Source organism: Candidatus Nitrosocosmicus sp. T (genome assembly GCF_054408485.1).
Map to the genome: position 1 here is coordinate 381657 of NZ_CP166992.1, position 12139 is coordinate 393795.

General features: G+C 33.0%; 14 protein-coding genes and 1 pseudogene. 7 read left to right on the plus strand and 8 right to left on the minus strand.

Features of this window, described 5'->3' with window-relative positions:
- Positions 1-76: 76 nt before the first annotated feature.
- A complete protein-coding gene (locus AB0A59_RS01970) occupies positions 77-259 on the minus strand; it encodes a hypothetical protein (RefSeq protein ID WP_458746009.1) in 183 nt (60 codons plus the stop codon).
- A gap of 174 nt (positions 260-433) precedes the next feature.
- On the opposite strand from AB0A59_RS01970, the gene AB0A59_RS01975 reads away from it, so the two are divergent.
- The 5 genes and pseudogenes from AB0A59_RS01975 to AB0A59_RS01995 form a co-directional block, all read left to right on the plus strand.
- The gene (locus tag AB0A59_RS01975) at positions 434-1087 is read left to right on the plus strand and encodes a C1 family peptidase (RefSeq protein WP_458746011.1); all 654 of its coding nucleotides are present in this window, start codon (positions 434-436) and stop codon (positions 1085-1087) included.
- Between the two features lie 8 nt (positions 1088-1095).
- Positions 1096-1359 carry a hypothetical protein gene (locus AB0A59_RS01980; RefSeq protein ID WP_458746013.1) on the plus strand — a complete coding sequence of 88 codons (264 nt, stop codon included), beginning with the start codon at positions 1096-1098 and terminating at the stop codon, positions 1357-1359.
- The gene (locus AB0A59_RS01985) at positions 1356-1781 is read left to right on the plus strand and encodes a hypothetical protein (RefSeq protein ID WP_458746015.1); all 426 of its coding nucleotides are present in this window, start codon (positions 1356-1358) and stop codon (positions 1779-1781) included. Before AB0A59_RS01980 ends, AB0A59_RS01985 begins: the two co-directional genes overlap by 4 nt.
- A gap of 226 nt (positions 1782-2007) precedes the next feature.
- The gene (locus AB0A59_RS01990; RefSeq protein ID WP_458746017.1) at positions 2008-2634 is read left to right on the plus strand and encodes a C1 family peptidase; all 627 of its coding nucleotides are present in this window, start codon (positions 2008-2010) and stop codon (positions 2632-2634) included.
- A gap of 261 nt (positions 2635-2895) precedes the next feature.
- A pseudogene (locus AB0A59_RS01995) lies at positions 2896-3306 on the plus strand (DNA methyltransferase); the annotation flags it as partial.
- A 488-nt stretch (positions 3307-3794) separates the two neighbouring features.
- Here the strand turns inward: AB0A59_RS01995 and AB0A59_RS02000 are convergent.
- From AB0A59_RS02000 to AB0A59_RS02025, 6 genes are all read right to left on the minus strand, one after another.
- Positions 3795-4334: a hypothetical protein gene (locus AB0A59_RS02000; RefSeq protein WP_458746019.1), complete on the minus strand. Its 540-nt coding sequence runs from the start codon at positions 4332-4334 to the stop codon at positions 3795-3797.
- Positions 4306-4722, minus strand: a complete 417-nt coding sequence (locus AB0A59_RS02005) for a hypothetical protein (protein ID WP_458746020.1) — start codon at positions 4720-4722, stop codon at positions 4306-4308. The genes AB0A59_RS02000 and AB0A59_RS02005 overlap by 29 nt, the downstream gene beginning before the upstream one ends.
- A gap of 163 nt (positions 4723-4885) precedes the next feature.
- Positions 4886-7669 (minus strand): bifunctional DNA primase/polymerase, encoded by a 2784-nt coding sequence (locus AB0A59_RS02010; protein ID WP_458746022.1) that lies wholly within the window; start codon positions 7667-7669, stop codon positions 4886-4888.
- A 14-nt stretch (positions 7670-7683) separates the two neighbouring features.
- Positions 7684-7938 carry a hypothetical protein gene (locus tag AB0A59_RS02015; protein WP_458746023.1) on the minus strand — a complete coding sequence of 85 codons (255 nt, stop codon included), beginning with the start codon at positions 7936-7938 and terminating at the stop codon, positions 7684-7686.
- Between the two features lie 16 nt (positions 7939-7954).
- Positions 7955-8341 carry a hypothetical protein gene (locus tag AB0A59_RS02020; protein WP_458746025.1) on the minus strand — a complete coding sequence of 129 codons (387 nt, stop codon included), beginning with the start codon at positions 8339-8341 and terminating at the stop codon, positions 7955-7957.
- 220 nt (positions 8342-8561) lie between these two features.
- Positions 8562-8723, minus strand: coding sequence for an antitoxin VapB family protein (locus tag AB0A59_RS02025; RefSeq protein WP_458746026.1), 162 nt, complete (start codon positions 8721-8723; stop codon positions 8562-8564).
- An 85-nt stretch (positions 8724-8808) separates the two neighbouring features.
- Here AB0A59_RS02025 and AB0A59_RS02030 point away from each other — a divergent pair, with 85 nt between their 5' ends.
- A complete protein-coding gene (locus AB0A59_RS02030; protein WP_458746028.1) occupies positions 8809-9435 on the plus strand; it encodes a hypothetical protein in 627 nt (208 codons plus the stop codon).
- 69 nt (positions 9436-9504) lie between these two features.
- Here the strand turns inward: AB0A59_RS02030 and AB0A59_RS02035 are convergent, their stop codons facing one another.
- Positions 9505-10848 (minus strand): hypothetical protein, encoded by a 1344-nt coding sequence (locus AB0A59_RS02035; RefSeq protein ID WP_458746030.1) that lies wholly within the window; start codon positions 10846-10848, stop codon positions 9505-9507.
- A gap of 89 nt (positions 10849-10937) precedes the next feature.
- Here AB0A59_RS02035 and AB0A59_RS02040 point away from each other — a divergent pair, with 89 nt between their 5' ends.
- On the plus strand, positions 10938-11906 hold the full coding sequence (locus tag AB0A59_RS02040) for an integrase (protein WP_458746031.1): 969 nt from the start codon (positions 10938-10940) through the stop codon (positions 11904-11906).
- The last annotated feature ends 233 nt before the right edge of the window (positions 11907-12139 follow it).

Here is a 12139-nt window from a genome sequence, read left to right on the forward strand (position 1 = left end):
TATGAATGTGCAGATTATTATGGAAAACTTATTGAATTCAATCTAACCATACACGAATGTGATTCACTTAGAAGTTTCACCTAATTATCCCTGTCGGTTCTAATAATCTGTCTAGCTTAAATCCTATCTCTTTTAATTTTCGTTCTAAGTTGATATCGATTGGGATTAGATTGCCTGAAACATCTACCAATAACTCTCGCTCAATATTCCAAATGGCTGTTCCAATTTGTTTGGTGATGCTAATGTTATCTTTTTTCATAAGATAAAAGAACCTATAAGACTATTATTTGTATTTATTAATGATATATCGGATTCAATACTTGATTCTGTCATAGGATGGATTAAGAATATTTCTTTCCCTTCAAATATAATGGATTGAAATGAAAAATGAATTAACGGATTATTAATAATATATATGTGATTATTTAATTATGTGGGAGACGCTACACTGTTTGGTTATAAAGCAACTAGAAATTTGATGCAAGTTACTGGAGATACAGGCAGTACGCCAAATATCGCCTCATTAAGCCAAAAATTATTTGGTGCGTTACCTGACGTCTATTATCCGTATACAAATAAAGATTTTGACAGGGAGCCAAATACCTTTCATTATTTCCTAGCTCAAAATTTTAAGGATGCAAGAACTAAAAGAATAGATGAACCAGGTATGGATGGAATATCTCTCTTGGAATCCATCAAGGAACATTTGGTCATGACTAAATCTGGATTGTCTTTTGGATTTATTGTATATGATTCAATAAAACAAGCAAAGAAATCTGGAAAGATTCCCTTTCCTTGTTTTGGTGAGAAACCCAAGACCGGACATGCAGTCTCAGCGATAGGATACGATGATAACATGAAAATAAAGAATGATAAATGCGGAAAGATTACAACTGGTGCAATTCATATTCGGAATTCGTGGGGAGAGAAGTGGGGTGAAAAGGGATATGGATGGCTACCATATGATTACATACTAAAATCCAAGACAAGAGAATGGTGGACTCCTCCCAAAATCAATGAATTCTATTCTGATGCACTTTTTCCATTCTTAATGCATATTAGAGATTCTGGAAAAGTTCAATCATGAGCCCTCATATGGAAGTAGATGAGAAGATAGTTGACTGTCACGCATGTGGTAAAAAGCATAAATTAATTATCTCGGTTCATTATGAAATAATATACTTCTATACTCCTGAGACTGACTCTCCTAATACATTGTCTACAGAACCATATATCTTATTTTATATTTGTCCCATTAAAGGAGCAGATATGAAGTATGAATATTACTATGAGGAAGGATTAGGAGCTAAATTTAAGTACGCCAGTATAAGTAAAATTAAAATTGTCGAAAGAAAATGAAAATATGGAAGAAGGGTACTCAAATCAATTCTGAAGAGCGAGTCATATTACAATATGGCTTAGATTCCCTTATCAATTCTATTACTGTAATTAAGGATTACACCAAATTAATGATTCCGTTAACTACGGGTTTGATTACAACCTATTTTGCCATCTTCAAGCTTATTGGGATTGATTTCATTAATGATACAAATGATGTAGCTTATTCATTTCTCCCAGTACAACTAATGCTAGCTGCATTGGTGGTATTTGTTACATCGTCATTTCCTGTTCCAATGAGGATAAATGTAGGAAATTACAATAGCATTAAAAGATATAGAAACGTCTCTCTGACAATGAAATACATTGGAGCCGCCTTAGGTTCGGTCTTGTTTCTATTGGGCATTTTTTTTATGATTTATACCTTAAACCTTAACATGTAGAATTTGTTATTTGGCTAGTTCTGTTTCTGATTCAAAGGAGGAATATTTGAATTAATTGTCTCTATGTATTCTGTAACTCATAAGCTTATATCCATAAGAAATTAAATCTTAACCATATATGATTGACTGGAGGGAATACTGCTCGAATATTAAATCCCAGCAAAATCTTGCTTGTGCTCCTTCCTTCGCAATTACCGCATTATATGAGTTTAGGTTCAAATCCATTATGAACAAGAATTGTAGAATGTCACCATTATTTCATTATAAGGTGACTCGTAATCTATTGAATCAAACTGGAGAAATGGGTTTTTCTATTAATAAAGCTATGATGTCGTTCCTCTTATTTGGTACAACACCAGAAAAATACTGGCCATTTGATGTAACCAAATTTGATGTGGAACCTTCAGCCTTTTGTTATGCTCTAGCGCAAAACTTTAAGATAAAAGAGCCGATTAGACTAGACTGGCACGGTATATCACCTTTCTATCTTTTAGAAAGAATTAGAAGCTTTCTAAATAACAAATTCGCTGTATGTATTGGCGTTCAGATTACTGAAGAACCAATAAATCAGGCTTCTGAAGATGGAAAAATCCCATTCTCTGATTCTAAATCATTGTATGGACATGCCGTATTGGTTGTAGGATATGATGATAATATTAAAATCAAGAGTATTAATGATGAAAAGACGACTACCGGAGCCGTTCTAATTCAGAACTCCAGAGGAAAAGCTTGGGGAGATAATGGTTTTGGATGGTTACCCTATGAATATATTAATTTGGGTCAGATTCAAGATTGCTGGACAATTTCTGATTCATTCTTTATAGACTTGGGGGAGTATGGTTTATCATATTAAGGTATTTGATTACATTCTATTAGTTTATCTAATAGAAGATGTATATATGCAAGTTTGATTAAAATGAAATTTCAGATATAGTACTTTTACCTAACATATTTTTCATATTCTAAACGAGAAAGGTATCGGTCATATTACGTTGGTGTCTTATGTAGACAGCGTACCCTAAGTAATTAAGATAAAGCGTATCTCCTTTTTTCTTACCAAGTCAAATTCTCTAATCTTAATCATTTTTATTTTTTCTTCCTCTTTTTTAGTAATCGATTTCTAAATGACTGTCACGAATATATATTTCATTTTACAAAAGAAGGTAATACAACTTTAGAAAAGTTGTCTATCGGAGTTCCATATCAGGATAAATCAAATATTAATAGATGGAAAACTGCAAAGGAAGATATTAGAGATAGAGGTAACACTTGGTTTATTTCCTATAAAACTATACAAAAAAGAGAAGAAAGACCTCATCCTGCAACCTTTCCAATAAAATTGCCAGAAATGTGTATAAAACTACATGGCATAAAAGAAAATTTAGTTGTTATGGATTCATTTCTAGGTATCGGATCAACTACTATCGCATCACTTAGGTTAGGTGTTTCCTTTATTGGATTTGAAGTTGATAGAGATTATATGGATGAGGCAATAACAAGAGTAAGTCTACAATTGAATAAATAAAATAATTAAATAATACCGGAACAAAAAATAATTTGGTAACAAGAATAAAGAAAATTTCTCTAAACCCTGATATCTACCTAGAATAGACTATAATTACGGATTAATTGTTAGAATTTTGATTAAAATTTTTGTAGAAAATATGAAATTATACCTTTTTTTGCATTTATCTTTGTAATCAGAAACAAATATGAAAGTTTTTCTCCTGACTTGATGTATCATCGAATGTAGTTTTTTAATCCACACTTGGACATGCTCATATCTTGATTATATGGTTTATCGCAATTAGTACAAATTATATTGTTATCTTAAAATGGAATTAAAATTACATTCAGGCATTACCACATTGGAATATTTGTTCATCTGGACTATAGTGTTTTTTATCCTCTAAAAATGAATTTGAATTAAAAGAGTTTGCAATTTGTACTGAGTAGAGCGGATAATTGATAAGTTCTTTTTAAAATTTTACGGCATCTAATATTCTCATTACTTCAATAATTAGAGGGAACATAATAGTTTCGGTTGATAATCGAATCTATAGCATCATCTCCTAATTCTTTTTTGTAATCCCCCACATCTACAATTTTGATATTTCTGGAGAATTCTTCAATTATCTGATTGTCATTCACCCTTCCCATATCCTTATAATAAGGACAGGTGATGACACATTGTTCCTTATTACATCCATAGCCCTCAAATCCGACTCGACCGTCCTCTTTAAAAATTACTGAACCATGATAAAACATGTCCTTTTTTCTTTTCTGATAGCGTTCTTCTGGGGATAACCCGTTATTTGGTTCAAGACTAACATAATATTCAAACTCTTCGGTCGTGCTTTCGAAATAATCGAGTCTCTCTAACTCTGGATTCCCACCCATTCTAACCAATTTTTTAAGTCTAATCAACCTATATTGCTGGAACCTTTCTTCTCTCTCCCTTTCGTATTTTTCTGACTCTGATTCTCTTCTTATACCATGCTTCTTTTCCAGCATCCCTATTTTTTTAGAGATGCTGTTTAGCGACTTTGCCATTTTCCTCAATTCTTTCTAGTCTTTCCTCCAGTTCTCTTATGTAGAGCAAGGATGGACCTTCTGACACAAGTTTAAACAGAGACTCGTTACATTCCTTGGCCAGCTTCAATGAGTTCAGTTTATGAAGATAGGTTATGGATGCATTATCACTCTGATAAATATTCCAGCATTCTTGTAAAATATTCTTAATGCCTTCGATTGAGCTTTGATAGAGAAATGGTAGGGTTTCCTTAACAATGGAGTTTAAATTGTTACTTGATACCCTTGATAAATATTGAATGTCTCTGCTAATGGTAGCCGGATCGACGTCGAGCTCATTTGCAATCTGGTAGCCCTTGAGCCCTTTGGTTAAGAGCACCATCACCTTTTCTCTTCTATCGACTATCATTTTGCAATTCGATCGAATACCGGACTTTGTCAGTTGCATTGCAGATATTGCATATAATCAAGTTCAAAGCTAAAAAGATATTGCACGATGATAAGACTATTGATTTTCACCGTTTTGTGAGAATATGGAATATATCGTAGTAGCCGTAGTATCGTCGTATTTCTCATATTTGATTTTCCTGTCCTTGGCTATGATCACGGGACAACTCTAGATGTCTTTTTATTTCTTCAAAATGTATATTTTGCACTTTGGGGTGTTGCTTACAATAATAGAAAGGGTAGTGGTATCCGATTCTATGTTCTGTTCTTAACAGGGTATCAACATTATTATTAAACATGTCAACCCTATTGTCACCATTTTTCTCATTTACTATGTCTTTGATTAAAGATTTGTCGTCTATATCGATTGTCTCCATATTTTCTATCACGTGAATGTCAACACTAGTTTTTCCATCCTCCTTTACATTACTACTACGATACGACGATAACGACGGTATTTTCTCTATGTTTCTAACAACGATTGTCCTACCTTTTTTGTAGTTATCATATTTATGAGAAATATCAATTCCTTTTTCTTTCAATGTAGAGGCTAGCTCATTTAATTTTCTTGACAATGAATTGGCAGCATTTGGCCATGTTCTACTTCTTGCTAGTCTTTGGTCCTTGGTTTCTAAAAAGGAAGTTAAAGTGGCCTGTAATTCACTTGCCGAGCCTTCCCACTTTTCTTGGCTTTCCATGAATTCTAATACTACCTTGGCCAATAGAGATGACTCTACTACTTCATCGTTTTGAATTTGAATGTTTTCAAAGTATGCATTTATGAACTCATTTTCTTTATATCCCATACATCTAGATATTATCTCACCATTTTCAGCAAAGTCAGCCAATCTAGGATATTCTGGTAGTTTTATTTTTTCAGGACTTTTTTCTTTGTATCTTAAGGCTTTAACCAAAATATCAAATATCCAGCCTAATATATCAGGCAACAGTCGTCTGAACTCATTCTTTATGTCCTGTTCTTTTCTTCTCTTATTTTTTGGAATGGTATCGACCTTAATGATGAGAGATCTATCCAAAAAGTCAGGCCTTGCAGAAGCTATGTTAATACCATTTATTCCTATACATCTCTTATAATTATAAGAGATGTCTTCATCATCAGTATACAATTTTCGTTTTGAAAACCCTGTTCCTGTTACTGCTCTACAAAGCAAATCTGAAAGCGTATCAGGTATCTTTGAAATATTGTCAAAATACGCTAGATAATTATGACTCAACATCTGTATCAAATCATTTACCTCCTTAGGAAAGGACGAGGTGTCAACTATGGTCGGGTCCACAATGTTTTTGATTAATTCAAATGTTGTAGTTTTTGAGGCTCCCTTACTACCATGAATTAACAAGATGGGTTTAGAAATATCAGGTATAAATAAGGATAAGATATACACCAATACTAATAATTTGTCTTTATGGCTGTGAAGATTGATTAATTTTAAGAAACGTTCGATACAATCATCTGAATACTGTCTTTTAGGATATACTTGTTCAGAACTATTTTTGTATCTTCGAAAAATAGGTTTATTGTCAGATACAACATCCCAACCTTCTGACGATATTTTTATAACTTCCCACTTTGCATTTGTAAGATCATAATAGTAGTAGAAATTAGTATCCCCACCTCTAGCAACCCTTAGGTTTAAAGTATTTTTAGCAATATTGGTATTGAATTCTTTCCTTGACTTTATGATTTCAACTATATATTTGATTTTATCTTTGTTTATTTTTTTAATATCATTTTCAAAACATTCCTTAAGTATCAGACTTTGAAACCTGCTACTATCTATTGGAAGAGTTTCAGTATGATCGTTTATCTCAACTGAAACAAAAATATCATTAAACTGATCAATAAAAAAAAGCATACATCTTTGTTCGACAAGGGTTACAAGTTGTTTATCTGAGGATTCATTTTCATCGTCATTAGATTCCATTGTCTCATTTATTGAATCAGCTTGGGTTTGTTTGATCTTGTAGTCGTTCTTTCGTGGTTTATCTTTATTGTTGTCAGATCTTACAATGTACTTCTTTGCACATTTCCATTGTTTTTCAAAATCATCTTCATCTAATGGTGGTATACAATGCTTTTGATTCCAGTAGTAAGCCAGTTTTTTTATTATATTCTCTTCTAAAATTTCATGATTTCTCTTGATTAAAGACTCCATTGTTCTAAGTAAAAATAGATGTCTGTTGTTTCCTTGGTATACTTCAAATTCATTTGTAAACAATTCTGAAATTGGAATTTGTTCTTTGTCTTTAGCCTCTTTAAAATATTTGGTGTATATTGAGTTAATTGCATTTTCAAGTTCACCCGATTGGTCATCATTCAAAACAGCAGGCTCTCTAGTTCCTATAATCTCATAAGGATATCCATCCTTATGTATAGATGGACTGACAATCATTATTCCATGGTGTCCTTCCGATTTTACCTCTATTGCAGGAATTTCCGTAATGTCTATTTCGCCCTCTTGTTTAATTCCTCCAATACCACTTTTCTTTGAAAGCGGTTTTTCCACTATGAAGTATATGTGTGCTCTATAGGGATCATCTTTATGTTGTTCTACTAAGGTGTATTGAGCTAGTTTTTCTAAGGTATCATATTTTCTAATATGAGAAAGAAATTCTTCGACTCCTTTCTTATTATCGATATCTATACAAGCAAGATATTTGCCTTTATTTTCGCCTCTCCAAATCTTTCCGCATATAACTGCCATACCCTTTTCAAAAAAACCATTTGTTTTCCAAGCCTCATATACCTCTATGGGAATAGGCTGATCTTGCCATTTTGACCATGGTTCATGGGTTACTTTATTCTTTGAATCAAAAGGGATACAATTTACGCCGATATATTTACACCAAAAATCAAATGGCTTATCTGGGTCTGGTGAAGTAGACATGAATCTCAAATTTCTTAGACAGGAAGAATTCTTCCTTTCATCTTCTCTACAATAACCTCAAAACCAATTTTAAGGATTCTTGCAACTCTTTCATAAACTTTGTACAAAAATTCTTCCTCAAAGATTTGTTTACTATGATATTCTAATTTAGTAATTACATATTTTGGTACTCTAATTATGCCATTAGGATTGATATCACATACTATGTCAATAACCTGGTTCACTAAATCTTTGAAGAATTTATCACTGGTAATATTCAACTTATTCATGGTGTTTTCTGTTGAACTAATTGCGATTTGAATAAAGATTCACTTGATCAAGGTCATCGATTAAGATGTAGTCCTTACTGCCCCAGTCTACAAAGTTAATTTTTCCCATAAAGCACCAGATTGCATCAAAGACGCTTTGGAATATGTCTTCAGCACATCCTTCTGGTAATTTTCTTATAGCTTTTAGTAGCGGTAAATCTTCAACGAAAAATGAGCACTTGAGCAGAATCTGGGTATTGTTAATAGTTATATATCTGGGATTTAATACACGATTCCCATTGCTATCTAATTTGATACCAAATCTGCGGATGTAATCATATGTGTTATTGGATATCTCAACTACATCTGCCTCCATATCGTAGGGTATATAGCTACCTTTGCAAATCTTATTGTCCTTCATCATTTACCCATCAACATTTAGTGTATAGCCTCAATTTCCTTTGTATCTATTTCAGGTACCATACTTCCAATGATCTGATTTCTATGTGTATGACATTTACATCTGCATAGAATTCTGTGATTAAGTTGCCTGTTTACATATATTTGATTACATTTCTTGCAGCTTATGGGACAATTCTTTAATTCGATGTCCCGTAGTTTTTCTTTTATTAATTCCATAATAATCACTCTGAATTGCTGATCTTTAGATAACGGTCAGATTGCGAGAGGTTTACTTTTAGCAGTTTTGTGATAACATCGTTAAATGATTCACCAGCTTTGCCCAGATTCTTTAGCTTCTCATAATTCTCCTTATCAATAACTATTTGTTTTAAACTTGTTGTCAATAAACATACATTAATATTGTAATAATAAAGTATATGTATTACATTTATCATGTGTACATAATCGATAATGTCAATTAAATATTACATGCCGGATCCGAAACTTGTCGCCTACCTCCAGCAAGAGTTACAAAGTATTCGAGTAGGTAAAACCCAGTCTAATGCGGAGGTGGGCGACAAACCTCCTCACAGATCAAAACAGAGTAGAAATAAGATTGCTAGAAAAAAAACCTATAACATTGATTCAGTTTTTCAGGCCTTTGTAGATATTTTGTATTTCCTAGAATTCATAAGAGATAATCATGAAGACCTTGGCGAAATGTTCGAGGAAGATCTGAAAGATTTGTTCGGCTATAATAAATACTATACACAGGATGAATTTCAGTTTAGCCCTAAGGATTTTCAAGAAGGTCATCGCAACAATTCGGGTGGCCCATTACAAAGATTGGTAAATGCAATAGTTTTGAGAAATCCATCACGACCAATTTACAATAGAGAATCTCTAGATTTTAGAACAGTGCTAATTACAGATATTTTCATTCATACTTGTATTATGGAACTGACTCAAAGATTTACTGAGCCTGAAGAACGCAATATGATGATTAGCGATTCAAGGAGATTTAGTTTCTGGGCTAATTTTTTAGCAAAACAAGTACAGGCCAGAAGAAAAGGTGCAAACAGAAGGATAGGATATGTTCCTTATAAATATACATGATTTGAATCAATTACGTCCAATTTAACTATAATTTCCGCAAAAATGGGATTAACTGGATTTAATCAAGTATTATGGGTTACCGGTATATACCCCATCTTGTATAAGATGAGCTGCAATAGATTGTTTTCCTTTTTCATCCACTGAAGTAAAAGCCCGAAGCAGGCTTTGTAAAACGCTATTCATTTCCCGATATTTTGATTCGAGCTCATTAACCTTTTTATTTTCTTCTTCTTTGATTTCATCAAATGCTTCTGGTTTCAATGGATAACTGCATTTTGAACAATATTTATTTTCTACTGTATTAACCAACTCACACCGGGGACAATTTGCTACTGATGGTTTCCTTTTAGATATTTCTTCTGAAATGATTCCATTATGTTCTAATATTTTGTTTTTCAATTCGTTACCCATTCTTTTCTTTATGTATCTAGATCCCTGCTTACTGTTCATACTCCAACGGACTTTCTTCTTCAATGCATATTCGGGGAGATAATCTGAGTCATGGGATATGGATGAATGGCGAATACAATATGGGTTCCATTTCTTGGTATCTAGCAAATAGCGAATATGATCTAATTCGTTTGAATTAGAGATTGTATTGCAGTCAATCAATCTCTGAATTCTTTTTTTAAGTTGTCTCATTACATCATATATCTGGTCAGGTCCAATTGATGATCCTGTTAAGAGATTGCATATTAGTCGTGCTTCAGGTTCATTCTTGAAAGGATGTTCATTTAGCCAATCTCTGACATATGGGAAAGAGAGAGTAAGTAACATGGGTCCGCTTCCTGTTTTTGCTTGGTGAGGTATTTCACCTTCTCCGTATTTCTCTTTTAATCGAATATGCTTAATTTTTAATAATGTGATCTCATGAGGTCTGGCGTCTAAATCCCATAATAATGCCAGAATAGCTTTGTTTCTCTTATGTGGTTCATACTTGATAATTGTAATTAATTCATCCTTTTCCCATATTTCTGTTTCTAAGTATGGGCTCAATCTCTTTGTCCTTTTCATTTTAAGATTGATAAAGTCGGGAGTATTCCATGTGTCATAGGATTTTACATTTATTCCTTTATCTCTGGCATTATGTAACCATCTGTAAAAATATTTTATTCTCCAGAGGTAATCATTCCATGTTGTAATCCATTTTTTATCCGGATCATCTTTGTCTGTTTTTCTTTTTGAATCTAAGAAACCTAATATCTGTCCTTTTTCTTGAATTTGATAAAAAGTTGTGTTTTCACCTATATACTCTGCATATCTTATCAAGACTTTTAACAGTCCATTTTGATAGTTTTCAGAGGTATCTATGTTCTGAAGATATTCATAAAAGTCATAAATTATTTGGCTGTTGGTCTGATTTATTACCTTGATTTCTATATTTTTGAAAGTTGTGGTTAACTTAGCGGGCAATATTATACCTCCTTTTTCTATCTACTCTCCTATACAACCTTGAATTATTTGAACCCATGTGATTAACGGGCCCGGTGGGCTTCGATCCCATGACCTGCGGTTCCGAAGACCTTAGTTTAGTAACGTCCACCTATCAAGTAAATACAAACTTGGAATTAAAAGAGACAAGTCCAAACGAACAATGTAATGAAGAGAATATTAAAGAATCTTATTTTGACTGGAAAGGATATAAAGAATATCTAACAAATCTAAACAAATCAAATCGAGAAATACAAAATAAAATAAGCTATGGGAAGACTTACTTCTATATTTTGGAAACAGGCAACGCACAGGACTTGATGAAAGTCTCGAACGGTTCCAGAGTTCATGCCATGCGAGCATTATCAACTCTTTCGAAGTACACAGGCTGCTACGATGAATGGATTAAGATAATAAAGAAGTATCAGCTAAAGTGGAAGAATGAAAATTATAATTCACTAAATACCTTTAAGAACATATTTGGAATAGAAAATGGAACCGACCAAAGCATTTTACAAATGATGAACTGGATAAGGTCGAGTATACTTGAACTCCCTATTGAAGTTGGCAAAATCATATTATTCAACACACTTACAGGGTTAAGACCAGAAGAAGCACAAAAAGCAATCTATCTTATCAAGACTAAAGGAGATGAATATGTCAATAAGGACAAAGGATTATTGTTACACTATCAATATCCTAACATTTTCTTTAGGACTACAAAAAAGTGTTACATCTCAATAATCAATAAAAGTATTTTAGACCTAGTAAAATCTATTGAGCTAAGAAACTCCTATCACTATGCAATAAGAAGTGCATTCGACAAGAGAAACAAGAAGATTAATATGTATTACTGTCGCAAGGTCTTTGCCACCTACTTACGAAATAAAGGTATAGAACCTGAAATTATAGATTTATTGCAAGGAAGGATAAGTAGTTCTGTTTTTGTTAATCACTATTACAGGCCCGATATTAATGAAATAATAACAAAGAGGATTAGGCCTGTGCTGGATGAGCTAAGGAGGGAGTTGATCAATTAAGTACATATTTATTTCCACCATTTTATTATTTTTCACGTTCTAGTCGGTATGAGTTGTAATGGAATATGTATAAGGTATAAAGCTAGAAGGAACCACAAAATTCCATCGAGATATAAAGAAGGCCAAAAAAGGTGTAGTATTTGCGAGATATTTATAAATTGGAATGGAAGCACGTATTGTCCTTGTTGTAACTATAAACTGAGAACAAGGTCATTTCGAGGTTGGGAAATGAG